Here is a 26369-nt window from a genome sequence, read left to right on the forward strand (position 1 = left end):
ATCGGTGCTCAATGAATATTTTCGCGGACTTCACGCAACGCGTCAAAGACGCACTTCAAGATCTTGATCTTAAAGATGCAAATGGAGAGGCGCCTGATCTGTCACGCGTTGTTGTCGAGGCTCCCCGCGATCCGGCCCACGGTGATCTGGCCACCAATGCGGCTATGGTTCTTGCCAAGGCGCTTGGATTGAAACCACGCGATCTTGCCGAGACGCTCGTTGCAAGGCTCAACAGCGACCCGGACATCCGTGAAACCACCATCGCCGGCCCGGGCTTCATCAATATGCGGGTGACACCGGCCGTCTGGCAAAATGTACTCGCCCGGGTGCTTGATCTTGGGGTTGCGTTCGGTGCGCAGACCCGCTCGCCTGCACCCAAGGTCAATGTCGAATATGTTTCGGCAAACCCGACCGGCCCGATGCATGTCGGCCATATCCGCGGCGCCGTCGTTGGCGATGCACTGGCCAACTTGCTTGAATTTGCCGGCAACGAGGTGGTCAAGGAATATTATATCAACGACGCCGGATCGCAGATCGAGACCCTGGCGCGCAGCGCTTTCCTCCGGTACCGCGAGGCGCTTGGTGAAGACATTGGCGATATTCCAGCAGGCCTTTACCCCGGCGACTATCTGAAGCCGGTCGGTGTCCGGCTTAGGGAAGAGTTCGGGGAAACGCTCAAGGACCGGAGTGAAGAGGCGTGGATGCCGCTGGTCAAGGAACGGGCGATTGCCGCCATGCTTGACCTGATCCGCGAAGATCTTGCCGCGCTCGGCGTTAAGCATGAGGTCTTCTATTCGGAAAAGACGCTGCACGAGCGGTCGGGAAGCAACGGTTCGAAAATCGACCACATGCTGGATACGCTCCGGGAGAAAGGGTACATTTACGAAGGAACGCTGCCGCCGCCGAAGGGGCAGGTGCCGGAGGATTGGGAAGACCGCGAACAGACCCTGTTCCGGGCAACCGATTTCGGCGACGACACCGACCGTGCGCTGAAGAAGTCGGATGGATCCTATACCTATTTCGCGGCGGACGTTGCCTATTTTCAGGACAAGTTCGAGCGCGGTTTTGCTGAAACCATCTATGTCCTTGGCGCTGATCACAGCGGCTACGCCAAGCGCCTGCAGGCCGTCGGCAAGGCCATCTCGGATGGCAAGACCGAGGTGATCGTCCGCTTCTGCCAGTTGGTCAAGCTGATGCGTGACGGCGAACCGGTGAAAATGTCAAAGCGGTCCGGCGATTTCATCACGCTTCGCGATGTCGTCGACGAGGTCGGCCCCGATCCGGTCCGCTTCATGATGCTCTTCCGCAAGAACGACGCGCCGCTGGATTTCGACTTCAAGAAGGTCACCGAACAGTCCAAGGACAACCCGGTATTTTATGTTCAGTACGGTCATGCACGGTGCCGGTCTGTTTTGCGTCAGGCAGGGGAAGAACTCGCAGGCGCATCCATTGACGACACCGCTCTTGCTGCCGCGGATCTGGCTCAACTTGACGATGCCGGAGAACTGGAGCTGATCTCAAAGATGGCAGAATGGCCAAAAGTGGTTGAAGCCTCTGCGGAAACACACGAACCGCACCGAATTGCTTTTTATCTGCATGAACTGGCGAGTTCTTTCCATAGCCATTGGAATAAAGGCTACGAATCGCCGCATTTACGCTTTATTCAGGCCGGTAACTTGAAATTAACCCTAGCGCGTCTTGCTTTGGTTCGTGCAGTATCTTTGGTGCTCGCGTCAGGTCTATCGATTCTTGGTGTGAATGCTCCGGAAGAAATGCGCTAGTTTTTATAAGCGGCTGACATCGGTGTTTAGGTGATCAGTGGCTGAAGTGGACCGGTTTTCGTAACGCTCATGGCACAGGACTACGAAACAAAGCGACCAGATTTGCGCGCTTCGAAAAGTGAAGCGGGCAGCGATCGGCCGTCGGCGGAAGATCCGCTGGTCGAACTGGCGCGCATTGTCCACAGAAACAAGCAATCGGGGGCAAATGTGAGCAGCGGCCGCGTCGGTAGTACGGATTATTTTGCTGGCCTAGAAGATGTCGCGGACGAGCCGCCGGCACCGGCGAGGCCTGGTTCTGGCCGTGTGGAGCCGACGTTCAACAGCCTCAGGGCTGTCCGGGACGACGCCGGGCTTGAGACCAAATCCGCTCCGGCAGCGCCGGAAGTGTCCGTTTCCGCGCCCGTCCGGCCTGCCGCGACACCATCCTACGACGCTCCCGCATCGCATGTCTCTTCGCTCTGGCCATCCGCTCCCGAGACAGAGCGTTCCAGTGACGCTCCTCAGGCATATTCCGAACCCGCTCAAGCGAGCGACCAGGTTCTGCCTTTCCGTTCTTCCCTGGCAGGTGCCGCGCAGCCTGATCCGGTCGCTGCGAATGACAGGTCCTATCTCGCACCTGCTGTGACGCTGGATCTTGAGCAGAGCCTGACCGCAGAACTGGAAGACGAGTTGATCGGCGCCTTGCGTCAATCCGTCGATGAGACGCAGCCCGCATCCTCTCACTCGCAATTCGATGAAGATCACGCAAACTGGACTGAACCGCAGTGGGACGCGCCGAACCGGAACGAGCAGACGTTCGAAGCTCCCGTGGCTGAGCCACCGTTGACTGCCGCGACGTCCTCCTATTTCCGCGAACGCATTGAAGAGCGGCCCGTACCTGCCACTCCGCCGGCAGCAGAACCGGTGTTCCGGCAGTCTCCGGCTCCGACACCTGCTGTCGACCGCTCGGACAGCTACTCGCTTCGTCAGGCAGCGACCGGCGACGTTGAACCTCGGGACTATTCAGACGAAGCTGCCGCGGACGACGCTCTGTTTTCCGACGAAGAACCTTATCGTCAGCCCGTGCCTTCTCAGCGGCCGCGCATCGATGAAAATGACTTCCTCGCAGCTCTCAATCCGGTTCCTGCCGATCCGGCGCCCAAGGCCCCGATTGTGACGCCGCACGCAGGCCATCATCCGGAACCGGCAGGCGACCCGGCGGGCATCGACGCGCTTTTTGCGGATCTGGATTTCCCGGATCCTGTTGAGCGCCGATCTCACGCCGCAGTTGTTCAACCGCCAGTGCCGGATGAGCCAGAGGTTGACGACCCGATCGACGACATGGTCTGGCCCGCTGCCGCTGCCTCGGTTCCACAGACCGAAGACGACGAAACTCCGCCGCCGCCGGAAGGCTACGATCTCGATGCCGTTGCACGGGCAATGCAGGAAAGCGATCCGAGCCTGACTGGCGCGGGTGTGCTCCCGCCGCATTCGGCTGCCGAAAGATCCGCAGTGCCGCATTCGCGCGAAAAGTCCCGACGTGGCCTTTACGTCGCAGCCGGCGTACTTGGGGTTGCCGTGATCGGCAGTGCCGCTTTCTTCTTTGCCGATGGCGATGCGGTTTCGGTTCCGAGCGGGCCGCCGCCGGTGATCGCCGGGCTGGAGCAACCGCTCAAGATTTACCCGGAACAGGGGCAAACTGCCGCGGACGACCAGCAATCGAAGGTCTTCTACGACAAGATCAATGGCAACGGCGCCGAGGGTCCTGAGAGACTCGTCGGAACAGAATCGCCGAAGCCCGCCGAATTGCCGCCCGCACCGGCGGGAGCGACAGGTGGTGCAGAGCTCGTGCCTGGTGCAACCAAGCGCGTTCGCACTGTCCTCGTCCGGCCTGACGGATCCATCATTCCCAGTGGCGATCAACCGGCAGCCGCCGCACCGGCAACGATTGCGCCTGCACAGCCGCAGGCAACCGAGCCTGCGGCACCCGCGGAAGAGCCGAGAACCGTTACGACATCTCCTGTTGTTCCAGATGCCGTGGCTGAAGAACCTGTCGTTGCAGAAGAACCGGCTCTGGCTGATCCTCAAGCGCCTGCAATCGTGACCGGAGCCGATGTCGCTCCTGAGCCGACAGTCAGCGAACCGGCAGCACCGATCGTTACCGTGACACCGCGGAAGAAGCCTGATGCGCCGGTTCAGGTCGCCAGTGCTGCGCCGGCTGTAACAGCCCCCGCTACGGCTCCCGCGGCACAGAATGACGGGCCGCTGAACCTCAACCAGCAAGCCAGTGCGCCTGCACCGGCTGCACCTGCGGCGGCCGCTCCCGCTCCAAGCACGTCGGGCAGCATTCCGTCGGGTACCTATATCGTTCAGGTGACCTCGCAGCGCTCTGAAGCTGCTGCCAGCGAGGCCTATACTGCCTTGCAGCGCCGCTTCCCGGCTGTTCTCGGCAACCGCAACGCGGTCATCGTGGCAGCCACGGTCGAGGACAGGGGGGTGTTCTACCGGGCACGCATCCCGACGACGACGCGCGACGATGCCATCAACCTGTGCGAAAGCCTGCAGGCCGCCGGTGGCGACTGCTTCGTGCGCAGGCAGCCCTGACGGGCGAAAGAACTCAGGACGATTGAAGAGCAAGACGGCCGGGTTTCCCGGCCGTTTTCATTCCGCGGCGATGGTTAGGGGCGGAGAACCGCGTCCTGTAAGCCGGGGGCCCATGAGGTGGTAGACCTCGGCAATGGCATCCATCGCCCTGCGCACCGCAGGTTCCCGTCGCAAATCCCTGTGTACGATGATGTGCTCGACATTGGTGAGTTCGGGAAGGGGATCTGTCAATCGGACCAGATCCGGGTTCCGGTCGCCCATGAAGACGGGCAGCAAGGCCAGCCCGGCGTCTGATTGCGCCATGTTCATCAGGGTGGTGATGGTGTTGGACCGCAGTTTCGGCATGGCCGGCAACCTCGTTTCCAGCCAGCGTTGTTGCGCGGGATACCAGAGATCGTCAGGTGCAAATCCGAGCCAGGCGCAGGCCTTGTAACGGTTCTCGGTCAAGGCGGCGGGATTGTCCCGGACATAAGCCGCTGATCCATAAACGGCATAGGCGAGCTCGCCGATCTTGCGGGCAATCAACGTGTCCGTTTCCGGCAGGCAGTTGCGGATCTGCAGTTCAATGCTACGGGATTGGTGGTTGACGTGCTGGTGGCTGGCGATCAGCTCCAGCTCGACTCCGTCGAGCTGGGCGGTCAGCTCGGGAAAAACATCTGTCAGTACTCTCGCACGCACCTCGTCAACGGCAACCCGCACAACCTTGAGAGCAGAACCGGAGAGATCGGGCAGGATGCGGCAGGCCGCCTCGGCATTTCGGCGCATCTCTTCGGCAAGAGGGATGAGCCGCAAGCCGGCTTCAGTGGGTTTCAGGCCCGTCGGCGTGCGGTCGAAAAGGCGCGCTCCGATGCGGTCCTCGAAGCTTTTCAACCGGCGGCTGAGCTGCGGTTGGCTGATGTCAAGAGCCCTGGCGGCGCCGGAAAGCGAGCGCATGCGGGCCGCGGCATCGACCAGTTTGAGATCGTCCCAGTTCATGGGTACGGGTATACCGATTTACAGTGCTGGGCGCAATGGAATGCATATTTGCATACCTGATATCGGCAATTCGTGACTGATGAACCCTGTCATGTAGTGGTAATCAGGTAGCCGGAAATCCAGGACTACGGCTCATGACGGAACAATCGATCTATCAACGCAACGATAACACCGCGCTGGCTCTTCTGCTGGCGATTGTGGGCCTCTCGGCTTTCACGCCGATATTTGCTGCCGGCAAACTGGCCGACGGGCTGCTGCCCGTTACGGTTCTCGTCTGGCTGCGGTTTATGGGCGGTGCCGTGACCATCCTCTCCGTGGCAACAGTCCGCCGCGTACCTTTGACACGCCGTCTCAGCCCCCTCTGGCGACTGCACCTACTGCGCGCTTTCTGCGGTGTCGGTGGGCTGGCAGCGTCAATCACCGCCGCCAGCTATCTGCCGCTCGCCGATGCGACAGCGATCGGACTTACCAAGGGCATCATCGCGATTGCTCTGGCCGGGATCATCTTGAAGGAAGTCGTCACCGGCCGGCATTGGCTGGCGGGTGGTCTGTGCGCACTGGGGGCTTATCTCGTGGTTCGCTCCGCCGGCAGCAATGGTGGCTATGGCGATTATGCGCTGGCCGGAATTGCGGCTGCGCTGCTGGCTGCAGTGTTCATGGCCTGCGAAGCGCTGATCATGCGGTACATCGCCCAAAGGGAAGATACGATCACGATCCTGGCCTATGTGAATGTTTTCGCTGCCATTCTTCTGACCGGCCCCGCGCTATGGCTGATCGTGTCGGCGGATCTGTCTTTCAACAGCATCGCCGCCTTTGCCTGGATGGGCCCGCTCGCAATCGTCGGTCAGGCGTTCAACATTTCTGCTTACAGGCGGGCAGGGGCGGCGACGCTGGCGCCGGTCTATTACGGCACGGTACTTATGTCGGCCGCCTTCGGTTATGCAGTCTGGGGCGAAGTGCCGGCACCCGTCGCAGCTCTCGGTGCGGTGCTTATCGTTGCAGGCGGTGCGGTTCTGACGCTGCCCAATCCCTTCAGATATCGACGCCGGGCTTCCTGAGGCAACTTGAATTCCCGGGTCAGCTGCTCAATTTTTCCGCGAGGAACGGCAGGCTTTCGTCCATCCGGTAGTCGATCGACGAATGATTGTCGTTGAACTCCTGATAGACATGCTCGACGCCCGCGGCCTCAAGCTTCCTGTGCAGGCGGCGGGCGCCGTAGACAAGGTTGTACTGATCGACATCGCCACATTCCAGCCAGAGACCTTTCAGGGATTTCAGCGCGTCGATATGATCGTCCACAATTTCAACCGGATCCCATTTCAGCCAGGCGTTCCAGCGTTCTTCAATGAGTTCGCAGGTTTCCGGATCGACTGGTAAACGGATGCCGCAGAAGACATTCGGGTCCGGATCCGGATCGTAGGTGGCTGCCATGGCGAGGGACATCAGGTCGTGCAGGGAATTGCCGGGGTATTTGGGACCCTTCTCGAAATCCTTGACGAAGGCTTCGATGGATCCGGCCTTGGCGATCGCTCTCAGGACGCTCGGCATTTCCGGCAGATAACAAAGGTCGAAGGCCATGTCGCCGGAATGGCAGGCGGCGGCGGACCAGACATCCGGATGCTTCATCGCGTGGATGATGGCACCATATCCACCGGAAGATTTGCCGAAGATGCCGCGCTTGCCGGCACCGCCGCATTTGAAGCGGTTTTCGACATCTTCGAGCATTTCGGTGGTGAGCCAGGTGCCCCAGGGGCCCATGGCATCGCTGTCTATATACTGGTTGCCGCCGAGGCGGGTGAAGCAATCGGGAAAGGCGACAACAACCGGTGGCATGTCGCCATCGCGAATGAGCCTGTCGAGTCGCTCCGGAACATTCTCGCCGAAATTCTTCCAACTGACATGGGCAGGCCCCCCGGCAGTGAAGCCGACGATATCCACCAATAGCGGCAATCCGGCACCGTCATGGCCGTGCGGCGTATAGACGACGATCTCGCGCGTTGCCGTGTCGCCCAGCCGGTTCCGTCCGAGGATCTCGGATCTGTGGGAAAACCGGTGCAGGCTGCCGGCCGGAATGTCGAGACGCGCGCGCATGAAGGGCTCCAATCAGCTTGGGTCAGGCGTCTAGATTGCAAGATACCGGTGGGCACGCAAGGGGCAGCCCCGGCATTTCTTGACGGCCTCCGATCCGGCAGCTAAGCCGGATTGATGATCAAAGCCTTTGTATCCGGTTGCTCCGGACTGACGCTCACTGCCGAGGAAACCGCTTTTTTCCGGGACGAGAATCCCTGGGGGCTGATCCTCTTCAAGCGCAATATCGAAACGCCGGACCAGGTGAGGGCACTGACTTCGGCCTTTCGGAACGCCGTTGGCCGGCCGGATGCGCCGGTCATGGTCGATCAGGAGGGCGGACGCGTGCAAAGGTTCCGGCCGCCGCACTGGCCGAAATACCCGGCGTCGAAAATCTTTGGAGATCTGTTCGCAGAAAATACGGAAACAGGTCTGCGCGCTGCCTGGCTCGGTGCCCGCCTGATCGCAGACGATCTTCTTGCGCTCGGCATCACCATCGACTGCCTGCCGTGTCTCGATGTCCGCTTCCCGGACACGGTCGATGCGATCGGCGACCGGTCCTTCTCCAGCGACCCGGACGTCGTCGCGGCACTTGGCCGGGCCATGGCCGACGGCGCGCTGGCAGGTGGCGTCCTGCCGGTTATCAAGCATATCCCCGGCCATGGCAGGGCGCGCGTGGACAGTCATCTGGAGCTTCCCAGGGTCGAAGCGGATCATTCTTCTTTGGAAAGCGTGGATTTCCGCCCGTTCAAGGCTCTTTCCGGCGTGTCATTGGGGATGACAGCCCATATTGTATACGAGGGGATCGATCCGCACACGGCAGGGACGCAGAGTGCCAGGGTCATCGGCGATATCATTCGTGGCGAAATCGGATTCGACGGTTGCCTGATGAGCGACGACATTTCGATGAAGGCGCTCGGCGGCAGTTTCGAGGAGCGGTCGCGGAAGATAATCCAGGCCGGGTGCGATATCGTCCTCCACTGCAACGGCGACATGGAAGAGATGCGTGCGGTAGCGGATGTGGTGCCGGAACTGGCGGGGAAGTCCGAGCTGCGATGTGCCGATGCGCTGGCAGGCCGCGAAGAGCCGGAACCTGGATTTGACAGGCAATCTGCCTGGACGGAGTTTCAAGCCTTGACCGGTTGGCAAGGCGTATAACCGGAGCGGTAATGGCGGAATTGGAAAACAGAAGGCAGGTCGCCGAGGACGGGTCCTACGATCTGTTGAGTTCCGTCAGCGCGCCGGAAGAACGGGCCAGCACCGACCCGCAACTCGTCGTCGATGTGGAAGGTTTCGAAGGTCCGCTCGACCTGTTGCTGGGACTTGCCCGCACCCAGAAAGTCGATCTTGTCCGTATTTCGATCCTGCAACTGGTGGAGCAATATCTGGAATTTGTTGCCGAGGCGCGGCGGATGCGGCTGGAGCTTGCCGCCGACTATCTCGTCATGGCGGCGTGGCTCGCCTATTTGAAATCCAAGCTGCTGCTGCCGGAACAAAAGAACGAGGACGAACCGACCGGTGAGGAGCTTGCCGCCGCGCTTGCTTTCCGCCTGCGCCGTCTGGAAGCCATGCGCGAGGTCGCGGAAAAGCTGATGGCCCGCAGCCGTCAGGGTAGGGAAGTCTTTCACCGCGGGGCTCCGGAGACCATGTCCGTCGACCACAAGAGCATCTGGGATGCGTCGATCTACGATCTCTTGACCGCCTATGCCACCCAGCGCCAACGCCAGTCGGTGACGTCGGTCAGGGTGCTGCGCCGGACGGTCTGGTCGCTGCAGGAAGCCCGCGAGTTGCTGACCAAACTTGTCGGCCGCATCAGCGAATGGGCACCGCTCAATGCCTATCTGCGCGACTACCTCTATGACAACAAGGACTGGGCAACGATTGTCGCCAGCACCTTTTCCGCCAGCCTTGAAATGGTGCGCGAGGGGCAGGTGGAAATCCGTCAGGGCGAACCCTTCTCGCCGGTCTATATCCGTTCGGTGGTGAAGGAAGACGATCATGACCACTGAGACGGAAACGCTGGACCTCGAACCGGTCGACGAAGCACCGGCGCGCCATCCGGACTTTTCCGGTCTGCGCATGGTGGAGGCTCTGCTTTTTGCGTCGTCAGAACCGCTTTCCCTGGAAGAGCTGACCCTGCGCCTGCCGGAAGGCACCGATGTGCTCGGGCTGCTGGAGCAGCTTCAGAAGACCTATGCAAATCGCGGGGTAAACCTGGTCCGGCTTGCCGGAAAATGGTGCTTTCGCACGGCCGAAGATCTCGCCTACCTGATGCACCGCAATGTCGAGGAGCAGCGCAAATTGTCGCGCGCAGCGCTCGAAACGCTTGCGATCATCGCCTATCACCAGCCGGTGACCAGGGCGGAGATTGAAGAAATCCGTGGGGTATCTACTTCCAAGGGGACGCTTGACGTTCTTCTGGAGACGACCTGGATCCGTATGCGAGGACGCCGAAGAACGCCGGGGCGGCCGGTTACCTATGGCACCACTGAGCAGTTCCTGATCCATTTCGGGCTGGAGAATGTCCGCGATCTGCCTGGTCTGGAAGAACTCAAGGGAGCCGGACTACTCGACAGCGCGATCCCGGCCTCGTTCCTGGTTCCTGTCCCCAATGACGATGCGGCATTGACGGAGGATGAAGATCCTCTAGAAGACGGGTCTCTGTTTGATGATGACGAGGATGCGGGCGAGACCGCCGAGACCTGATGCCTGATCGCGACAAGTCGAGTTTTGCCAATGGCAACGGCCATCCGTTGAGCTGGGGCGCGCCTGGAACCGCAGGTGCGACGTTTGCCGCTGGCCTCGTCTTTGAAAATGTCTCGCACGACTATGACGGGGTCACATCCGTCGAGGACCTGAGCCTGGCGATTGCACCGGGTGAGATCCTGTGCCTGCTCGGTCATTCCGGTTGCGGCAAGACCACCCTCATGCGCATAGCTGCCGGTGTCGAACGCCAAAGCCGCGGCAAGGTGCTGATCAACGGACGCGAGATCGCAGGCGACACGATCTTCATGCCGCCTGAAAAGCGCGGTGTCGGCCTGATGTTCCAGGACTATGCGCTGTTTCCGCACATGAGCATCCTTGCCAACGTCATGTTCGGCCTGACCAACATGCCCAAACGCGAGGCGCAGGCAGCGGCCTTGAGTGCGCTCGGGCGGGTCGGTCTTGCGAACTATGCAGGTGACTATCCGCATGCACTTTCCGGCGGCGAACAGCAGCGTGTGGCGCTGGCCCGCGCGCTGGTTCCGCGACCGGGCATCCTGCTGATGGATGAGCCGTTCTCCGGCCTCGACAAGCGCCTGCGAGACAATGTGCGCGATGAAACGCTTTCAGTGATCCGTGAGACGCGGGCGACCTGCATCATTGTCACCCATGACCCAGAAGAAGCGATGCGCATGGGCGACCGCATCGCGCTGATGCGCCGCGGCCGTCTCGTGCAGCATGGAACGGCAGCCGAACTCTACAAAGCACCCGTCGATCTTTTTGCCGCCAGGTTCTTTTCCGAATTGAACCAGCTGGAAGGGCAGGTGACCTCGGCAGGCGTGGAAACGCCCGTCGGCCTCCTCAAGGCAGAAGGGTTGAACAAGGGCGAGAAGGTGGATGTCTGCGTGCGTCCGCAAGGCGTTATTCTCAATACGGCCGGGCTCTGCGGTGTGCCGGGCCGGATCCGTTCGAAACGATTCGTCGGCGAGGTCGATCTCTTGTCGATTGCCGTTGATGGTCTCGACCATCCCTTGCAAGCCAGGGTGCGTGCGGGCAGCCCCTGGGAACGTGGTATGGATGTCGCCGTGACGACTGATCCGAAAGACGTGCTTGTTTTTCCGCGGAAACCTTCCCAACTTTAGGAGATGGTCCCCCCGGTTAATCATTCTGTCTAAGTAAAGCAAATGAACCGGTCGCGCATGTTGCAGGGAGGAGGCCCTTTTTGTAATAAGGGCCTAAGGGCTGAAAAGCCCATAATCAGGAGTTTGGCGTAATGGGCATTAGTATCTGGCAGATCTTGATCGTCGCGGTGGTCGTGATCCTGCTGTTCGGACGTGGCAAGATTTCCGACCTCATGGGCGATGTTGCCAAGGGCATCAAGAGCTTCAAGAAGGGCATGGCCGAAGACGAAACCGCCGATGCCCAGAAGACCATCGATCACAAGACCGGCGAAACGGTTTCTTCCGTGAAAGCCGAAGATCAGTCCAAAGCGAGCTGATCTCTGGGCCGCGCCCAATCTGCATCGCGTCTCCTTAAGGGACGGAACAACTCATGTTCGATATCGGGTGGACCGAACTCTTGGTGATCGCCTGTGTGGCGATCATCGTGGTAGGGCCGAAGGATCTGCCGCGCATGCTGCGCACGCTTGGCCAGACGATCGGCAAGATGCGCAAGCTGTCGCGCGAATTCCAGTCGACCTTCAACGATGCCCTGCGCGAGGCCGAGCAGCAGGCGGACATTGCCGACATGAAGAAGCAGGTCGAAACGGCCGCAAACTTCAATCCGCTCGGCGATTTGAAGAAGTCGATCGAGGAAGACACGGCGAAAAAGAAGGAGACGCCCAAGGCTGCTCCGGCTGAGACCGCGTCGGCTGCTCCGGCTGAGACCGCGTCGGCTGCTCCGGCTGACACGGCGTCGAAATCTCAGGACGAACCTGCTGCGAAAAAGGCGCCTGAAGAAACGGCTGTTGCCGAAGCAACACCCGCCACACCAGCCAAAAAGGCGGCGGCGGAACCGGTGACGGAAGAAGTGAAGGCATGAGCCAGGAAGATATCGACGCCTCAAAAGCGCCTTTGATCGAGCATCTGATCGAATTGCGGCAACGGCTGATGTGGTCGATCGGAGCCATATTGGTGATGTTCGCTGTCTGCTTCTATTTCGCAACGGACATCTACAATATCCTGACGGTGCCGTATCTCAGAGCCGTCGGTGAAGGCCATCCGGTGGAAATGATCTTCACCGCGCCGCAGGAATGGTTTTTCACCCAGCTAAAGCTGGCGCTGTTCGGCGCGCTCTTCCTCGCCTTTCCCGTCATTGCCAGCCAGATCTACATGTTTGTGGCCCCGGGCCTCTACAAACATGAGCGCGGTGCGTTTCTGCCTTTCCTGGTCGCGACGCCGATCCTGTTCCTGATCGGTGCCTGCCTGGTCTATTTCCTGGTCATGCCGATGGCGATGGGATTCTTCCTGTCCCAGGAACAGATGGCCGATGCCGGCAAGGTCGGCATTCAGCACCTTGCCAAGGTCAGCGAATACCTTGGCCTCATCATGGTCCTGATTTTTGCCTTCGGTCTGGTGTTCCAGTTGCCGGTGGTGCTGACGCTGCTCGGCAGGGCAGGGCTGGTGACATCGGAAACGCTGCGCCAGAAACGGAAATATGCCATCGTCGGCGCTTTTGTCGCCGCCGCGGTGCTTACGCCGCCAGACCCGATTTCCCAGATCGGTCTGGCCCTGCCGACCCTGCTTCTCTACGAGATTTCCATTCTTTCAGTCAGGCTGGTTGAACGCCAGCGGGCGGAAAAGGAAGCCGCGCGCGAAGCCGAGGATGCGGCCGCCTGATCCTGGCTTCCAGGTGTCTGCCGGGATTTGGTCCTTCTTCAAGTGATTGAGCATTTGCGGTTGGACGGCAATCACATAAGGTTGCCGTTCTTTTCTATCTTTCGGACCTGTTGGGGCAACTGCCGGGCCGCGGTCTGGTCTATTTCGGGAGCGGGACATCCATGCGCATTTTGATCACCAATGACGACGGCATACAGTCTCCGGGACTGACGGCGCTGGAAACCATCGCCAAAAACCTGTCGGACGATGTCTGTGTGGTCGCGCCGGAAACCGATCAGAGCGGTGTCGCCCATTCACTGACCTTGAGCGACCCGCTGCGCCTGCGCCGCATCGATGACCGCCATTTTGCGTTGAAGGGTACGCCGACGGATTGCGTCATCATGGGGGTGCGCAAGGTTCTGCCGGGATTGCCGGACCTGGTTCTGTCCGGCATCAACCGAGGCCAGAACCTCGCGGAAGACGTCACCTATTCGGGTACGGTTGCAGGCGCGATGGAGGGAGCGATCCTGGGTATCCGGTCGATTGCCGTCTCTCAGGCGTATGACTGGAACGTGCGCGGCGAGCCGGATTACGAGACGGCCATGACCCATGCCCCGGATCTCTTCCGCAAGCTGATCGATTTCGAATTGCCGCCCTATACGCTGCTCAATGTCAACTTTCCCGCCGGAGGGCCGGACCGCGTAAAAGGCGTCAAGGTGACTGTTCAGGGGCATCATGAGCAAAGCGGGCTTTTCATCGACGAGCGCACGGATGGCCGCGGGTTTCCCTATTACTGGCTGCGCTTCAAGGATCGGGGCAAATCCGTGCTTGATAATTCGGATCTGCAGGCGATTGCGGATGGATATGTTTCCGTTTCGCCGCTACGCATAGATCTGACGGCCCATGACATGGTGACTCACCTTGCAGGGGCTCTTCAATAATCCCGAACGGGGAGCGGTGCATGGCCGGACAGATGCCCGGCGCAGACAAAAGACCGGCGGCGTCCGGTCTGCCGGATGAAGCGGAAGCCCGCGCGTCGCTGGTGCTTGCCCTCAGGCGGCGAGGGGTCGGAGCGCGGGAGGTTCTGGCCGCGATCGAGCGCGTTCCACGCCGTCTGTTTCTGTCTGCGCGCCATCACAGTCTTGCATACGAGGACGCTGCCCTGCCGATCGAATGCGGGCAAACCGTTTCGGCACCCTCGCTGGTCGCATTCGCTGTACAGGCTCTCAATGTCGCGCCAGATCATGCGGTTCTCGAGATCGGAACTGGGTCCGGCTACCAGGCTGCGGTCCTGGCGCATCTTGCGGCTCATGTGGAAACCCTGGACCGCTTTGCAACCTTGACCGAGCTGGCAACACGACGTTTCGCCGCCCTCAAGCTGGAAAACGTCAAGGCCCGCCAGCTGGATGGTTTCGAAGGGTTGCGCCAGAAGGGCCCGTTCGATCGCATCATCGCCACTGCGGCGGTGGAAGAAGTGCCGGACAGTTGGGTCCAGCAGCTGAAACCCGGTGGCTACCTGATCGCCCCGGTGGGCAAGGCGAAAGAACCGCAGGCGCTTATCCGGTTCCAGAAGACCGAAACCGTCATGACCGCGGAAACCCTGACGATGGTGCGCACGGTGATGTTGCAGCGCGGTTTGGCGAAGAAGCTGTAGTATTTTCGTTTTCCCGTCCGGAATGGCCAGGAGCAACCTCTCCTTCGAGACGGGCTGGCGCTTGGTTGAACTATCGATTCCTGTCCTGAGCCTGCCGATTCGTACCGGAGGGCAGCCGATTCTGGGCAACAACTCAGCGGAACTCCGAATGAGCGTTGCTCCTGTCCGAATTTACTATGATCTGCAGGAACCTCCCGCATTCCGGCGCTTCAAATACTGATGTTTCCGCGTTTTTTCCGGAAACACGCGGCGGTCTTCAGTCTTTATAAACCTTACTGGCTTCTACTCTTAACCATAACAGCCATTGTTAGCGGTTTGAGTAAGGCGATGATGAAGCGGAAGCGTACCCTCCGCGGGGATATGATAGGCAAGGCAGCGACGGTGTCGCTTGTGGCAATTGCCCTCGCGGGATGTTCCAGCGCAGTCGAGCGGTTTGGTGAACCTCCGTATTATACGGGCAACACCCAGAACCAGCGTGACATCCTTGGCAACGCCCCCAAGCAGCCGACCTACCAGGATATCGTCAACGGACCGGGCGGAACCTCAGCCGGTTTGCCGCAGTCCGCAGGCCAGCCGGTCACTACGGGTTCGATACCGAAGAGATCTCCGGCGGTTCAGTCAGCGCCGTTGCCGGCTCCAACCGTGTCTGCCCAGAACCCTGCGCCGGTAAAGGCAACGCCTGTCGCTACCATGCCTGCGCCGGAAACGGCTGGTCCGGCCAGAAGCTGGAAGGGGTGGACTTCTGCCGGTGGCACGCTGGTGCAACTGCGCGAAGGGGACAGCATTGCCGCCATGTCGCGCCGCTATGGCGTGCCGCAAGAAGCGATCGTTTCCGTCAACGGGATCGAGGATCCGGCTCGCGTTCCTCCTGGCCAGAACATCATCATCCCGACCTACGTCTATAACGATGGCAGCAACCGGTCGAACGCTGGAGACGGCAGGCTTGTAACCGGGTCGGTGCCGACCGCTGTCGGTACCATGCCGCGGCCGGCCAACAAGTCGGGTACCCAGCCGACCTTCGCCGATATCAAGACGGGGCAGGTTGCCGTCGAGAACGTTGAAATTGCAAGGGTCAGCACTCTGCCGAAGCGCAAGCCCGGCGGTTCGAGGCAGGAATTGACGACGGCGTCCATTCCGTCCACGTCCGGTGTTCCTGCGCCGCCTCGCCAACCGGCCTCTCAGTCCACCAATCCGAAGGAAGTTGCGGCTGCACCGACCGACAGGGTTTCCACGAGCAGTTTGCCGCAACCGGCGCTGACCGGGGAAGCAAAGCCGACTGAACCGATCAAGACACCGACGACCGTTGCCAATGTTCAAGAGGACGACGGCAACACCGGTCAGTTCCGTTGGCCTGTTCGCGGCCGCATCATATCCGATTTCGGTGCGAAACCGGGGGGCGGCAAGAATGAAGGTGTGAACCTCGCCGTTCCGGAAGGAACGCCTGTTCATTCGGCCGACGACGGGACTGTCATCTATTCCGGCAATGAACTGAAAGGCTACGGCAACCTGATTTTGGTGCGGCATGACGGCGGCTGGGTCTCGGCCTATGCCCACAACAGCGAACTCAAGGTCAAGCGTGGAGACACGATCCGCCGCGGTGACGTGGTGGCTCTGGCCGGGGCGACCGGTTCGGTCAACCAGCCGCAGCTTCATTTCGAACTGCGCCAGGGCAACAAACCGGTTGATCCGCTGAAATACCTGCCGAAGCGCTGACAGCTGGCGCTACAGCTCTCGAAACTGATCTTGTGAAACCCGGCTCTGCCGGGTTTTACCGTTTCAGGCCAGTGTTTTGCCGAGACGACCGGCCAGATCCTGGATGAACTGATAGGCAACGCGGCCGGAACGGCTGCCGCGGGTGGTGGCCCATTCCAGCGCCTTGGCGCGCAACTCCGTTTCCTCCAATGCCAGCCCGTAATGTGCGGCATAGCCACGCACCATTTCCAGGTAGTCGTCCTGACTGCATTTGTGAAAGCCGAGCCAGAGGCCGAACCTGTCGGACAGAGAGACTTTTTCTTCCACGGCTTCCGCCGGGTTGATGGCTGTCGAGCGTTCGTTCTCGATCATGTCCCGGGGGAGAAGGTGTCGGCGGTTGGAAGTGGCATAGAAAATGACATTGTCCGGACGGCCTTCAATGCCGCCCTCCAGAACGGCCTTGAGCGATTTATAGGACGTGTCGTCATGATCAAAGCTGAGGTCGTCGCAAAAGACGATGAAGCGATAGGGAGCTGTCCGGATCAACGCCATGAGTTTTGGCAGGGACTCAATGTCTTCGCGGTGGATTTCGATGAGTTTCAGGCCACTTGAACCGCTTTCCTGCCCGATTGCCGCGTGTGCGGCCTTGACGAGGGAAGACTTGCCCATGCCCCGCGCGCCCCAAAGCAGGGCGTTGTTTGCCGGCAGGCCCGCGGCGAAACGGCGCGTGTTGTCGAGCAGGAGGTCGCGGACGTGGGCAACGGCACAAAGCAGCGTGATGTCGACCCTGTTGACCTTCGCCACCGCAACGGCTTCACCGGGATCCGGCGACCAGACGAAAGCGTCTGCTGCTGCAAAGTCCGGTACCTTCGGTGATGGCGGTACGGCCCGCCCGATCAACTCGATCAGAGAATCGAGTTTGGCGTTCAAGGTCGAGAGATCGTTTTGCGCACTCATTCTTCTTGCAAGCCCTGTTAAAAAGGCCCATGTGAGGCCCGGAACGAAGTGGTGGCAGGAGTAACACGGCTGGGCAGGCGCGAAAACGCCGGTTTTTCCCATCCCGGTACGCCGGAAACTGCTTGTGAAAGCTTGAAAACAGGCGCGCCGCCGTTATAGTCCGCGCCACCAGAATGAGAGCGTTTTTCTTCGGGACCGAATATGGCCCGGAGGGTGGGAAACGCCCCCTTAGGAGAAGTGTATGTTTATCACCCCCGCCTATGCGCAGGCCGCCGGTGCCTCGGGTACGTCCGGCATGTTGATCCAGTTTCTGCCCTTCGTGGCAATCTTCGCGATCATGTATTTCCTTATCATCCGGCCGCAGCGCCAGCGCATGAAGCAGCATCAGGAGCTGATTTCCAACCTGCGCCGCGGCGACACGATCGTCACCACCGGCGGCCTGATCGGCAAGGTTGCCAAGGTTGTCAGCGATGGTGAACTTGAAGTCGAGCTCTCCGAGGGTGTGAAGGTCCGCGTCGTCCGGTCGATGGTTCAGGAAGTCCGGTCCAAGTCCGAACCGGTCAAGGACAACGCTTGAGCCTCCGGGCACCGCTCCGATGATATCGCCGGGCCGGTCTCGCACCGGCCTGGCAGCATTTAAGGCTTGATCATGCTCTATTTCGCACGCTGGAAAATCGCGTTGATCGTGCTTGTGGTTGCCGCTGGCATCCTCACGACGCTGCCGAATTTCTTTTCCCAGAAACAGCTCGACAGCTGGCCGGACTTCCTGCCCAAGAAACAGATGGTGCTGGGGCTCGACCTTCAGGGCGGTGCCTACCTGCTCTATGAAGTCGACAAGGAGCTCTACATCAAGGGCCGGTACGAAGTTCTTGAGAGCGACATTCGCGAAGCGATGCTCCGGGGCGAGGGCGGCCGTATCAACTATACCGGGCTCGGTGTTCGCGCCGACGGTGTACAGCTGCGTATTCGGGACGTTACGCGGCTTGGCGAGGCGGAAGAACGGCTACAGCCGCTGGTCAATCCGCTCGCATCCAGTGTCTTCGGCGGACAGTCGGTCAACGAATTCGATTTGACAATCAGCGACGACGGACTGGTACGCTTTACCTATTCCGAACAAGGTCTCCAGGACCGGCTGACCAATATCGTCCAGCAGTCCATTGAGGTTATCCGGCGCCGTGTCGACGAGATCGGCACCACCGAACCGAGCATCCAGCGTCAGGGCGCCGACCGAATTCTCGTCGAAGCGCCGGGCGAAAGTGATCCTGAGCGGTTGAAGAGAATTATCGGCGAAACGGCCATCTTGAGTTTCCATATGGTCGACACGTCAATGAGCGGCGAACAGGCATTGCAGAGCCGCCCACCCACCGGAACGGTGGTGCGCATGTCGGTTGATGATCCGCCAATTCCCTATCTTCTCGAAGCCGTTCCGCTGCTTGAAGGGGATGATCTCGTCGACGCTCAGGTCAGCTTCGACCAGCGCAGCAACGAGCCTGTCGTCAACTTCCGCTTCAACCAGTCCGGTGCGCGCAAGTTTGCGCAGATCACACAGCAGAATGTCGGCCGGCCATTTGCAATTGTGCTCGACAATGAAGTGATCTCCGCACCGGTCATTCGTGAACCGATCACCGGTGGCTCGGGCCAGATCTCAGGCAGTTTCACTGTCGAGGGCGCCAACGATCTTGCCGTTCTGCTGCGGGCCGGCGCCTTGCCGGCAAAGCTGACGGTGATCGAGGAACGTTCCATCGGTCCGGGTCTTGGTGCCGATTCCATAGAGGCCGGAAAACTGGCCTCGATTATCGGCGGTGTCGCCGTGATCGTCTTCATGATCCTGGCCTACGGCCGTTTCGGTCTCATTGCCGACCTGGCACTGATGGCGAATATCTGCATGATATTCGGGGCGCTGACGGTGTTGCAGGCAACGCTGACGCTACCGGGTATAGCGGGTATCGTCTTGACAATCGGTATGGCGGTGGACGCCAACGTGCTGATCTTCGAGCGTATTCGTGAGGAAGTAAGAGCTGGCAGATCGGCGATCTCCGCCGTTGATGCCGGGTTCAGCCGGGCGCTGGGAACGATTCTGGACGCCAACATCACCACGCTTATCGCGGCAGTGATCCTGTTCCAGCTCGGTTCCGGTCCGGTGCGCGGTTTTGCCGTGACACTTGCCATCGGTATCTTCACGACCGTGTTCTCGGCCTTCACGTTCAGCCGGCTGCTGGTTGCCCTTTGGCTCCGCCGCCGCCGTCCGTCGAAATTGCCGATCTGATCCGGGAGAAAGACTAATGTTGCTGAGACTTGTTCCGGACAACACCAAAATCAAGTTCATGTGGTTGCGGAAAGTCAGCTTTCCGCTTTCCATCCTGCTTGTTATCGCCTCGCTCGCCGGATTCTTCACGGTCGGCCTCAACTACGGCATCGACTTCAAGGGCGGTACGATCATTGAAATCAAGACCGACGGTCCTGCCGATATCGCGGATATCCGCGCCAGCCTCTCCGACCTGAACCTGGGCGATGTCCAGGTACAGGAATTCGGTGGCTCGGATGACATCCTGATCCGTGTCGAGGAACAGCCGGGAGGGGAAACGGCGCAGCAGTCTGTCGTCAACAAGATCCGCTCGATCTTCGAAGGCGAAAATGTCGACTTCCGCCGCGTCGAGGTTGTCGGGCCGCGCGTTTCGGGCGAACTTGCGCAAGCAGGTGCACTTGCGGTGGCCGCCTCGCTGCTGGCGATCCTGTTCTATATCTGGTTCCGCTTCGAGTGGCAGTTCGCGATCGGTGCGATCCTGACGACCGCGAACGACGTCGTCATCACCATCGGACTTTTTGTGCTGCTGCAGCTCGATTTCTCGCTCTCCAGTATCGCGGCGGTGCTGACCATCATTGGTTATTCGCTCAACGATACAGTGGTCGTTTACGACCGCATCCGCGAGAACCTGCGCAAGTACAAGAAGCGTTCCTTGCCGGAAGTGCTCGACATGTCGATCAACGAGACGCTGTCGCGCACGACGATGACCTCGGTCACAACGCTGCTCGCGCTTGCCGCGCTCTATATCTTCGGCGGGGAGGTCATCCAGTCCTTCACCCTGGCGATGATCTTCGGCATCGTGATCGGCACCTATTCGTCTATCTTCCTGGCTGCGCCTTTCCTCATTCTGTTCAACCTTCGTGCGGAAGCAATGTCGCCGAATGACGATGAGAAGGGACCCGAGGCGAAAGCTTCGGCATAGGACCGGACGGTATGGAACTCCGTGATGCGCATTTTCCGGGCCGTGCGCCGCTGGATGCCTATGGCAACGGCGGCTTCCGGTTCGCCAACATGTCTCATCGCGGGTCGCTGCTGTGTGTTCCGAGCGGGATCTATGGCTGGAACCTGACGGATCCAAAGGACTTCTCGGAAGAAGCCTTTGAACGGGTCTTTTCGGAGCAGTCGGACATCGAGGTGCTGCTGATCGGGACCGGACTTGAATTGCGTCCGCTGCCGGCTGCGCTGAAGACGCTGTTTCGGGAGGCCGGCATTCTGGCCGATCCGATGTCGACCGGAGCGGCGGTCAGAACCTACAATGTTCTTCTCTCGGAAGACCGGGCCGTTTCAGCAGCGCTGATTGCGGTCTGAAAGGACAGGCTTGCGCTCGGATGACCACCGATTTCGATCACGCTGCCGACAGTGCGCGCCGCTACGACAAGGACCGGTACTTAAGCGCTTTGCTGGCACCGGAGCCCTACCGCGGCGGGCTGATGGCCCTCTATGCCTATAGTGCGGAAATCGCCCGCATCCGCGAGCTCGTTTCCGAACCGTTGCCGGGTGAAGTGCGGCTGCAATGGTGGCGTGATTTCCTTGAGGGAACAGAGCATGGTGCCGTTGCCGCCAACCCGGTGGCAAATGCACTTCTTCAGACGATCGAGCGCTACAAGCTGCCCAAACGAGGCTTCGTTGCCATGGCCGAGGCACGCATCTTCGATCTCTACAACGATCCGATGCCGAACCTGAACGATCTGGAAGGTTATGCGGGAGAGACCGTTTCCGGTCTCTTTCAGCTTGCCTGCCTTGTGTTGAACAACGGCGAGGACCCCGGCACGGCGACTGCCTCAGGTCATGCCGGTGTCGCCTACGGACTGACCGGGCTTATGCGGGCTCTTCCCTGGCATGCTTCGCGGCGGCAGATGTATCTGCCGCAGGATGTCTGTGCCCGGCACAATCTGGATACGGAGAGCGTATTGCGGGGAGAGGCAACACCGGAACTGAAGGCTGTGCTGGAGGAACTGCGGGGGCATGTGCGCCATCACCTGCAGCGCGTGCGGCAGGCTGCAGACACCGTACCGCAAGCCTGCGAAGCCGCCTTCCTGCCGCTGGTGCTGGTTGAGCCATATCTGAAACGGCTGGAGGCAACCTGCTTCGACCCGCTTCATCAGGTGGCGGAGGTGTCGCAACTTAAACGCCAGTGGCAACTGTGGCGCGCCACGGGCAAGGTTTTCAGCAAGATCTGATCGAGGTGCCGGTATGACCGGCATCCACGACAGCGTTATTCTGCAGCGAGTGTTTGCAGGCCAAGCTGCGTCCGCCATGCATCAAAGTCTGCCTTGGCGCGGTTGGTCATGGCCAGCTTCTTGGCACGCGTCTTGTCCTTGCCTTTCAACCGCTTGCCGTTTTCGTCCTTGTTCGGCGCTTCAACTGTCGGAAACAGACCGAAGTTCACGTTCATCGGCTGGAACGAACCGGGCTTGCCAGCGCCATCCTCGCGCGTGATGTGACCGCCGGTGATATGGCCCAGCAACGCACCGAGTGCTGTCGTTGCCGGTGGAGCCACGATTTCCTGGCCGCGCGATTCCAGGACACTGAAGAGGCCTGCCAGGCATCCGATGCTGGCTGATTCCACGTAACCCTCGCAGCCGGTGATCTGACCGGCGAACCGCAGGCGCGGGTCGGCTTTCAAACGCAGTGTTGCATCCAGCACCTTGGGGGAATTCAGGAACGTGTTGCGGTGCAGGCCGCCGAGCCGGGCAAATTGAGCCTCTTCCAGCCCCGGGATCATGCGGAAGATGTCCGCCTGGGCGCCGTATTTCAGCTTTGTCTGGAAGCCGACCATGTTGTAGAGCGTGCCGAGAGCGTTGTCCTGGCGCAGCTGCACCACCGCGTAGGCCTTCACCTCCGGATTATGGGCGTTGGTAAGCCCCATCGGCTTCATCGGCCCATGACGCAGCGTCTCGCGGCCGCGCGATGCCATCACCTCGATCGGCAGGCAGCCGTCGAAATAGGGCGTGTTTTCTTCCCATTCCTTGAAATCGGCTGTTTCACCAGCCAGCAGTGCGTCGATGAAGGCTTCGTACTGGGCTTTGTCCAATGGGCAATTCAGGTAGTCCTTGCCGGTGCCGCCGGGACCGACCTTGTCGTAGCGCGACTGGAACCAGGCCTTGGAAAGATCCACGCTCTCGAAGTGCACGATCGGTGCGATGGCATCGAAAAAGGCGAGAGCGTCCTCGCCGCTCTTTTCGAGGATGGCTTTCGAAAGCGCCGGTGATGTCAGTGGCCCTGTCGCGATGATCACCTTCTCCCAGTCCTCCGGCGGAAGTCCTGCGATTTCCTCGCGCGAAATCGTGACATTGGGATGGTTTTCAAGTGTCCGGGTAACGGCTTCGGAAAAACCTTCCCGGTCGACCGCCAGGGCACTTCCCGCCGGAACCTGGTGGGCATCGGCGCAAGCCATGATCAGCGAGCCAAGCTTGCGCAGTTCGTGATGAATCAGCCCGACGGCATTTTGCTCCGAATCGTCCGAGCGGAAAGAATTGGAACAGACAAGTTCTGCCAGACCGTCGGTCTGGTGGGCGTCGGTCTTGCGGACTGGCCGCATTTCATGAAGCACGACCTTCAGACCGGCCTCGGCGATCTGCCAGGCTGCTTCGGAACCGGCAAGGCCGCCGCCGATAATATGAATGGGGGTCATTTGATGTCCCTGGGACCTGGTCCGGCCGCCAATCGTCCGCTGTGCGGCAGGCAGGCAGGAGGATGCTTTTCCGCCGTGATACCTCCATTGCAACGGTACTGCAACGCTTTCCGGGCGGTTCATTCCATGAGCGGGCGCTTGGGAGGCCGGTGAAAACCGGTCGGCAAAAAGAAAAAGCGCCTGCCGGTGGGAGGAGGATCCGGCAAGCGCTTTTCGAAGATCTGCGCCAGTGGCGCAGAAGGTGCAGTCAGGAGGATGGGAGGAGGAGACCTCCGGACTGCGAAGCTTTTTATTTCGTGGACATGCGTGCAAAGCGGGCGATGTCGCCACGTGCAATGCCCAGGTCGTCCAGTTCGCGGTTGGACAGGTTGGACAGCTCGTCATAGGTCTGACGGAAGCGTTTCCAGTTGTTGAACTTGCGAACAACGGTATCGATCATGGTTTAGGCCTTTCGCTATCTCAATGGCCACGGCACCGCGGATCGGCGTCTGGCCCGTTCATCTCTTACAGGCTGGAAGATAGGAGTTTTGTGCAGTGCGAGGTAGAGGGGAAATCGCGAAGCAGATATGCATTTTTTGCAGATTAAAAAAGTCTTAAAAGGGTTGAAATGGCTTTATGCCTGCGCATGCCGCATGGCTGACATAATTAGACCTTCGCAAGTGCGAGATGCTCTCAAAACAACGATCCTCGAACGCCTTAACTTGCAGCCTGGGATGGCTTGCTGCCCAACGAGTGAATTTCAGTAGGCATATGGACGGCGTTTCCTGTCAGGCGGTGAAGGGACCGCAATGCTGGTTCCGGTCGAGGACCCTACCTACCTGTCATCAACCCGTTTGGTAACGGTGTGACCTTGACCGGAAAGCGACGCATGCGCCGCTGGATGTCGGTCTTTTTGGAGGCGAAATCTAAAATGCGAATGAACACTTGACTTTGACGTGGCGTCAAACCCGCAAGAAACTATTCAACGCCCTGTTTGTGAGGATCGTTTGATGTTTCGGATCGGAGAGTTTGCTCAAATTGCTCAAGTTTCGACCCGCCAATTGCGGTTTTATGACCAGCTTGAGCTTCTATGCCCGGAGCATACTGACCCGCAGTCCGGTTATCGCTATTACGCAATGCGGCAGTTACCACGCCTGAATGCGATTCTTGCGCTGAAGGATCTGGGCTTGACGCTGGATCAGGTCGCTTCTCTGCTTAAGGATGAGGTATCGCCGGAAGCCCTGCGCGGAATGTTGCTGCTCAAGAAGGCGGAAACAGAACAGGCGATCCGGGCCGAGGAACAGCGCCTGCGACATATCGAAAGCCGTATTGCGCAGATCGACAGGCGGGACGGGTCGGTCAGCTACGATGTCGTGACCAAGTCTCTGCCGCCGCAGACGATCCTTACAACGCAGCACAGCGTTGCCGATTTCGAGGAGGCTGGTTCTCTGGTGGCTCAGGTGGCGGCGGTCGGCCGGGCTGCTCTCCGTCCTTCCAGTCGGGGCAACCTGGTGGTGCTCGCACGCAACGAGCCTGAAATTGACCGCCTGGATCTCTCGATCGGGTATTTGCTGCGGCGTACGCTCGATCGCCCGCTGAAAGCCGACGGATTTACGTTCGAGCCGCAGAACCTGCCGGCGATAAAGCTGGCCGCAACGGTTGTGCGTCAGGGCACAAATTCCGAAAGCCACGCCGCGTTCGGTGCCATTGGCAAATGGATTGAAGCGAACGGATTTTCCATCGCGGGACCGAGCCGCGAGATATTCCTGGAACCGGTACTTGAGCCGCCTGGCTTCGACAAGGCGCTGGTGGAGATTCAGTTCCCCGTCACCGCCGCCTGACATCGCAATTTTGTTTTTCGCCGACCACCGCGTCCGCTGCCGGGACTTTCGCGGGCGGCTTACTGTACCCTCCCGGTCATGAAAGACCCATGTCATGAAACTCTATGGCGTTCCGCTTTCCGTCCACACCCGCAAGGTTCAGCTGGTCTTGCGTGCCAAGGAAATTGACCACGACCTGCAGGTCGTCATTCCCATCGTGCCAGATACCCTACCGGAGAATTGGGGACAGCTCAGCCCGAGTGGGCTCATACCCGTCCTCGAGGGCGGCGACTTCACGCTGCCTGACAGCGGAGCGATCATTCAGTATCTCGACTCAAAGCATCCCGACACGCCGGTCATTCCGGCCGATTCGCAAATGCGCGGACGGACTTTGTGGCTCGAGGCCTATCTCGGCGCCTTCTTCCGCGATGTAATGCACCCGTTGTTCCACCAGCGCGTCGTAGCGCAAATGCGCGGCGCAACGCCCGACAACGGTATTATCGACCATGTACTCTCGAGCGTTGCCCCTCGCTTTTTCGACTATCTTGAAGGCGAGGCAAGCGGCGAATACCTGGTCGGGGACACCATGACGGTTGCCGACATATCCGTCGGCTCGAATCTGGTGCTGTTCCACTATCTCGGCGAAACCCTAAGCGCTGAACGTTATCCCGCTCTGTCGATCTATTTCGGACGGCTGCTGAAGACACGCGCGTTCGTGGAACAGTTGGAGGCAGAGGTACCATTCACCGGACAGATGGGATTTTCGCAGGCAGGTCTCGCCGCGTGAAACTTGGCAGGCCGGGCGCTTTGCCCGGTCGCGCCTGCCGATATGCACAATCTCAAGAGCGGCAAAGTCGCCAAGAGTGGCAAAAGTCAGGGAAAACAAAGAAAGATTGTGCAAAAAGCATTCGCCGGACAAACGAACGCCCGCCAGTGGGAGGAGGTACTGGCGGGCGTCGTTTCGACGTGACAGGGCTGGGAGGAGGATGCCCTGCGTGTCACACGCCCGTCGGCTGGGAGGAGGATGCCTAGGGACGCGATCTCTTGTTCAATCAGCCGTTCTGACGGCGGGCGACAAACTTGATGTCGCTGCGGCTAATGCCGAGGTCGGCGAGCTCACGCTGAGAAAGGCGGGACAGTTCGTCGACCGCACGGCGATAGCTCACCCAGTTGCTGTACTTTTGGCGCATGGCGTCAAACATCTTCTTATTCCTTAATTCCCGAAACGCATCTGCGTTCCGCGCCGTTGTTGTCCTAGGATATATTTCACCACTCGAATTAAAAGAAGTGCCCATTCTGCATGTCTGACATGCGTCTGGTGCAATGCAGCAAACTGTGGATAGGGCAGGTGGATCTGATTCGAAAAATCTTCATGAAAACAAAAGAAAAGCCTTGTGTGCATT

Annotated in this window: 26 protein-coding genes; 20 read left to right on the top strand and 6 right to left on the bottom strand. The window is 59.8% G+C overall.

Translation table 11 applies throughout. The annotated features are described in order from the left end of the window. Positions 1 to 11 precede the first annotated feature (11 nt). Together argS and ACX3M4_RS03620 are read left to right on the top strand one after the other, a co-directional pair. The gene (argS, locus tag ACX3M4_RS03615) at positions 12 to 1781 is read left to right on the top strand and encodes an arginine--tRNA ligase (RefSeq protein WP_459357234.1); all 1770 of its coding nucleotides are present in this window, start codon (positions 12 to 14) and stop codon (positions 1779 to 1781) included. 102 nt (positions 1782 to 1883) lie between these two features. Further along, complete coding sequence (locus ACX3M4_RS03620) at positions 1884 to 4364, top strand: SPOR domain-containing protein (protein WP_459357235.1); 2481 nt, start codon at positions 1884 to 1886, stop codon at positions 4362 to 4364. Positions 4365 to 4421: 57 nt separating this feature from the next. On the opposite strand, the gene ACX3M4_RS03625 is transcribed toward ACX3M4_RS03620, so the two are convergent. Then, entirely contained in the window at positions 4422 to 5339 is a 918-nt protein-coding gene (locus ACX3M4_RS03625) for a LysR family transcriptional regulator (protein ID WP_459357236.1), read from the bottom strand. A gap of 134 nt (positions 5340 to 5473) precedes the next feature. On the opposite strand from ACX3M4_RS03625, the gene ACX3M4_RS03630 reads away from it, so the two are divergent. Continuing rightward, on the top strand, positions 5474 to 6397 hold the full coding sequence (locus ACX3M4_RS03630) for a DMT family transporter (RefSeq protein WP_459357237.1): 924 nt from the start codon (positions 5474 to 5476) through the stop codon (positions 6395 to 6397). 19 nt (positions 6398 to 6416) lie between these two features. Here ACX3M4_RS03630 and ACX3M4_RS03635 read toward each other — a convergent pair whose 3' ends face one another. Next, positions 6417 to 7430: an alpha/beta hydrolase gene (locus tag ACX3M4_RS03635; RefSeq protein ID WP_459357238.1), complete on the bottom strand. Its 1014-nt coding sequence runs from the start codon at positions 7428 to 7430 to the stop codon at positions 6417 to 6419. Between the two features lie 114 nt (positions 7431 to 7544). Here ACX3M4_RS03635 and nagZ point away from each other — a divergent pair, with 114 nt between their 5' ends. From nagZ to ACX3M4_RS03685, 10 genes are all read left to right on the top strand, one after another. Then, positions 7545 to 8564 carry a beta-N-acetylhexosaminidase gene (nagZ, locus tag ACX3M4_RS03640; protein ID WP_459357239.1) on the top strand — a complete coding sequence of 340 codons (1020 nt, stop codon included), beginning with the start codon at positions 7545 to 7547 and terminating at the stop codon, positions 8562 to 8564. Between the two features lie 11 nt (positions 8565 to 8575). Next, positions 8576 to 9415, top strand: a complete 840-nt coding sequence (locus ACX3M4_RS03645; protein ID WP_459357240.1) for a segregation and condensation protein A — start codon at positions 8576 to 8578, stop codon at positions 9413 to 9415. Positions 9416 to 9485: 70 nt separating this feature from the next. Continuing rightward, positions 9486 to 10112 carry an SMC-Scp complex subunit ScpB gene (scpB, locus tag ACX3M4_RS03650; RefSeq protein ID WP_459359357.1) on the top strand — a complete coding sequence of 209 codons (627 nt, stop codon included), beginning with the start codon at positions 9486 to 9488 and terminating at the stop codon, positions 10110 to 10112. Continuing rightward, positions 10112 to 11251: an ABC transporter ATP-binding protein gene (locus tag ACX3M4_RS03655; protein WP_459357241.1), complete on the top strand. Its 1140-nt coding sequence runs from the start codon at positions 10112 to 10114 to the stop codon at positions 11249 to 11251. Before scpB ends, ACX3M4_RS03655 begins: the two co-directional genes overlap by 1 nt. Before the next feature lie 131 nt (positions 11252 to 11382). Continuing rightward, positions 11383 to 11607, top strand: coding sequence for a twin-arginine translocase TatA/TatE family subunit (locus ACX3M4_RS03660; RefSeq protein ID WP_459357242.1), 225 nt, complete (start codon positions 11383 to 11385; stop codon positions 11605 to 11607). 53 nt (positions 11608 to 11660) lie between these two features. Next, positions 11661 to 12149 (top strand): Sec-independent protein translocase protein TatB, encoded by a 489-nt coding sequence (gene tatB / locus ACX3M4_RS03665; protein ID WP_459357243.1) that lies wholly within the window; start codon positions 11661 to 11663, stop codon positions 12147 to 12149. Then, positions 12146 to 12946, top strand: a complete 801-nt coding sequence (gene tatC, locus ACX3M4_RS03670) for a twin-arginine translocase subunit TatC (RefSeq protein ID WP_459357244.1) — start codon at positions 12146 to 12148, stop codon at positions 12944 to 12946. The genes tatB and tatC overlap by 4 nt, the downstream gene beginning before the upstream one ends. Before the next feature lie 161 nt (positions 12947 to 13107). Next, complete coding sequence (gene surE, locus ACX3M4_RS03675; protein WP_459357245.1) at positions 13108 to 13866, top strand: 5'/3'-nucleotidase SurE; 759 nt, start codon at positions 13108 to 13110, stop codon at positions 13864 to 13866. Positions 13867 to 13886: 20 nt separating this feature from the next. Beyond that, positions 13887 to 14579, top strand: coding sequence for a protein-L-isoaspartate(D-aspartate) O-methyltransferase (locus ACX3M4_RS03680; RefSeq protein WP_459357246.1), 693 nt, complete (start codon positions 13887 to 13889; stop codon positions 14577 to 14579). Positions 14580 to 14939: 360 nt separating this feature from the next. Further along, entirely contained in the window at positions 14940 to 16292 is a 1353-nt protein-coding gene (locus ACX3M4_RS03685) for a peptidoglycan DD-metalloendopeptidase family protein (protein WP_459357247.1), read from the top strand. Between the two features lie 63 nt (positions 16293 to 16355). Here the strand turns inward: ACX3M4_RS03685 and ACX3M4_RS03690 are convergent, their stop codons facing one another. Then, positions 16356 to 17228 carry an ATP-binding protein gene (locus ACX3M4_RS03690; protein ID WP_459357248.1) on the bottom strand — a complete coding sequence of 291 codons (873 nt, stop codon included), beginning with the start codon at positions 17226 to 17228 and terminating at the stop codon, positions 16356 to 16358. 241 nt (positions 17229 to 17469) lie between these two features. Here ACX3M4_RS03690 and yajC point away from each other — a divergent pair, with 241 nt between their 5' ends. From yajC to ACX3M4_RS03715, 5 genes are all read left to right on the top strand, one after another. After that, entirely contained in the window at positions 17470 to 17805 is a 336-nt protein-coding gene (gene yajC / locus ACX3M4_RS03695) for a preprotein translocase subunit YajC (protein WP_459357249.1), read from the top strand. Between the two features lie 72 nt (positions 17806 to 17877). Then, positions 17878 to 19494: a protein translocase subunit SecD gene (gene secD, locus ACX3M4_RS03700; protein ID WP_459357250.1), complete on the top strand. Its 1617-nt coding sequence runs from the start codon at positions 17878 to 17880 to the stop codon at positions 19492 to 19494. 16 nt (positions 19495 to 19510) lie between these two features. Further along, positions 19511 to 20455: a protein translocase subunit SecF gene (gene secF, locus ACX3M4_RS03705; protein WP_459357251.1), complete on the top strand. Its 945-nt coding sequence runs from the start codon at positions 19511 to 19513 to the stop codon at positions 20453 to 20455. Between the two features lie 11 nt (positions 20456 to 20466). Then, complete coding sequence (locus tag ACX3M4_RS03710) at positions 20467 to 20841, top strand: Mth938-like domain-containing protein (RefSeq protein WP_459357252.1); 375 nt, start codon at positions 20467 to 20469, stop codon at positions 20839 to 20841. A 20-nt stretch (positions 20842 to 20861) separates the two neighbouring features. Next, positions 20862 to 21713 carry a phytoene/squalene synthase family protein gene (locus tag ACX3M4_RS03715; RefSeq protein ID WP_459357253.1) on the top strand — a complete coding sequence of 284 codons (852 nt, stop codon included), beginning with the start codon at positions 20862 to 20864 and terminating at the stop codon, positions 21711 to 21713. A 35-nt stretch (positions 21714 to 21748) separates the two neighbouring features. Here ACX3M4_RS03715 and trmFO read toward each other — a convergent pair whose 3' ends face one another. Beyond that, on the bottom strand, positions 21749 to 23167 hold the full coding sequence (trmFO, locus tag ACX3M4_RS03720; RefSeq protein WP_459357254.1) for a methylenetetrahydrofolate--tRNA-(uracil(54)-C(5))-methyltransferase (FADH(2)-oxidizing) TrmFO: 1419 nt from the start codon (positions 23165 to 23167) through the stop codon (positions 21749 to 21751). A gap of 289 nt (positions 23168 to 23456) precedes the next feature. Next, complete coding sequence (locus tag ACX3M4_RS03725) at positions 23457 to 23606, bottom strand: DUF1127 domain-containing protein (protein WP_459357255.1); 150 nt, start codon at positions 23604 to 23606, stop codon at positions 23457 to 23459. Between the two features lie 550 nt (positions 23607 to 24156). Here ACX3M4_RS03725 and ACX3M4_RS03730 point away from each other — a divergent pair. Both ACX3M4_RS03730 and ACX3M4_RS03735 read left to right on the top strand, forming a co-directional pair. Next, entirely contained in the window at positions 24157 to 24987 is an 831-nt protein-coding gene (locus tag ACX3M4_RS03730) for a MerR family transcriptional regulator (protein WP_459357256.1), read from the top strand. Between the two features lie 94 nt (positions 24988 to 25081). Further along, positions 25082 to 25753 carry a glutathione S-transferase family protein gene (locus tag ACX3M4_RS03735; protein WP_459357257.1) on the top strand — a complete coding sequence of 224 codons (672 nt, stop codon included), beginning with the start codon at positions 25082 to 25084 and terminating at the stop codon, positions 25751 to 25753. 265 nt (positions 25754 to 26018) lie between these two features. On the opposite strand, the gene ACX3M4_RS03740 is transcribed toward ACX3M4_RS03735, so the two are convergent. Continuing rightward, positions 26019 to 26168, bottom strand: coding sequence for a DUF1127 domain-containing protein (locus ACX3M4_RS03740; RefSeq protein WP_459357258.1), 150 nt, complete (start codon positions 26166 to 26168; stop codon positions 26019 to 26021). Between the last annotated feature and the right edge of the window lie 201 nt (positions 26169 to 26369).

It is taken from the genome of Roseibium sp. M-1 (assembly GCF_054515675.1).

What these genes read in the sequence shown, in the direction of transcription:
- argS (WP_459357234.1), top strand. Translation starts at nt 12, where the DNA reads ATGAATATTTTCGCGGACTTCACGCAACGCGTCAAAGACGCACTTCAA.
- ACX3M4_RS03625 (WP_459357236.1), bottom strand. Translation starts at nt 5,339, where the DNA reads ATGAACTGGGACGATCTCAAACTGGTCGATGCCGCGGCCCGCATGCGC.
- ACX3M4_RS03630 (WP_459357237.1), top strand. Translation starts at nt 5,474, where the DNA reads ATGACGGAACAATCGATCTATCAACGCAACGATAACACCGCGCTGGCT.
- ACX3M4_RS03635 (WP_459357238.1), bottom strand. Translation starts at nt 7,430, where the DNA reads ATGCGCGCGCGTCTCGACATTCCGGCCGGCAGCCTGCACCGGTTTTCC.
- nagZ (WP_459357239.1), top strand. Translation starts at nt 7,545, where the DNA reads ATGATCAAAGCCTTTGTATCCGGTTGCTCCGGACTGACGCTCACTGCC.
- ACX3M4_RS03645 (WP_459357240.1), top strand. Translation starts at nt 8,576, where the DNA reads ATGGCGGAATTGGAAAACAGAAGGCAGGTCGCCGAGGACGGGTCCTAC.
- scpB (WP_459359357.1), top strand. Translation starts at nt 9,486, where the DNA reads ATGGTGGAGGCTCTGCTTTTTGCGTCGTCAGAACCGCTTTCCCTGGAA.
- ACX3M4_RS03655 (WP_459357241.1), top strand. Translation starts at nt 10,112, where the DNA reads ATGCCTGATCGCGACAAGTCGAGTTTTGCCAATGGCAACGGCCATCCG.
- ACX3M4_RS03660 (WP_459357242.1), top strand. Translation starts at nt 11,383, where the DNA reads ATGGGCATTAGTATCTGGCAGATCTTGATCGTCGCGGTGGTCGTGATC.
- tatB (WP_459357243.1), top strand. Translation starts at nt 11,661, where the DNA reads ATGTTCGATATCGGGTGGACCGAACTCTTGGTGATCGCCTGTGTGGCG.
- tatC (WP_459357244.1), top strand. Translation starts at nt 12,146, where the DNA reads ATGAGCCAGGAAGATATCGACGCCTCAAAAGCGCCTTTGATCGAGCAT.
- surE (WP_459357245.1), top strand. Translation starts at nt 13,108, where the DNA reads ATGCGCATTTTGATCACCAATGACGACGGCATACAGTCTCCGGGACTG.
- ACX3M4_RS03680 (WP_459357246.1), top strand. Translation starts at nt 13,887, where the DNA reads ATGGCCGGACAGATGCCCGGCGCAGACAAAAGACCGGCGGCGTCCGGT.
- ACX3M4_RS03685 (WP_459357247.1), top strand. Translation starts at nt 14,940, where the DNA reads ATGATAGGCAAGGCAGCGACGGTGTCGCTTGTGGCAATTGCCCTCGCG.
- ACX3M4_RS03690 (WP_459357248.1), bottom strand. Translation starts at nt 17,228, where the DNA reads ATGAGTGCGCAAAACGATCTCTCGACCTTGAACGCCAAACTCGATTCT.
- yajC (WP_459357249.1), top strand. Translation starts at nt 17,470, where the DNA reads ATGTTTATCACCCCCGCCTATGCGCAGGCCGCCGGTGCCTCGGGTACG.
- secD (WP_459357250.1), top strand. Translation starts at nt 17,878, where the DNA reads ATGCTCTATTTCGCACGCTGGAAAATCGCGTTGATCGTGCTTGTGGTT.
- secF (WP_459357251.1), top strand. Translation starts at nt 19,511, where the DNA reads ATGTTGCTGAGACTTGTTCCGGACAACACCAAAATCAAGTTCATGTGG.
- ACX3M4_RS03710 (WP_459357252.1), top strand. Translation starts at nt 20,467, where the DNA reads ATGGAACTCCGTGATGCGCATTTTCCGGGCCGTGCGCCGCTGGATGCC.
- ACX3M4_RS03715 (WP_459357253.1), top strand. Translation starts at nt 20,862, where the DNA reads ATGACCACCGATTTCGATCACGCTGCCGACAGTGCGCGCCGCTACGAC.
- trmFO (WP_459357254.1), bottom strand. Translation starts at nt 23,167, where the DNA reads ATGACCCCCATTCATATTATCGGCGGCGGCCTTGCCGGTTCCGAAGCA.
- ACX3M4_RS03725 (WP_459357255.1), bottom strand. Translation starts at nt 23,606, where the DNA reads ATGATCGATACCGTTGTTCGCAAGTTCAACAACTGGAAACGCTTCCGT.
- ACX3M4_RS03730 (WP_459357256.1), top strand. Translation starts at nt 24,157, where the DNA reads ATGTTTCGGATCGGAGAGTTTGCTCAAATTGCTCAAGTTTCGACCCGC.
- ACX3M4_RS03735 (WP_459357257.1), top strand. Translation starts at nt 25,082, where the DNA reads ATGAAACTCTATGGCGTTCCGCTTTCCGTCCACACCCGCAAGGTTCAG.
- ACX3M4_RS03740 (WP_459357258.1), bottom strand. Translation starts at nt 26,168, where the DNA reads ATGTTTGACGCCATGCGCCAAAAGTACAGCAACTGGGTGAGCTATCGC.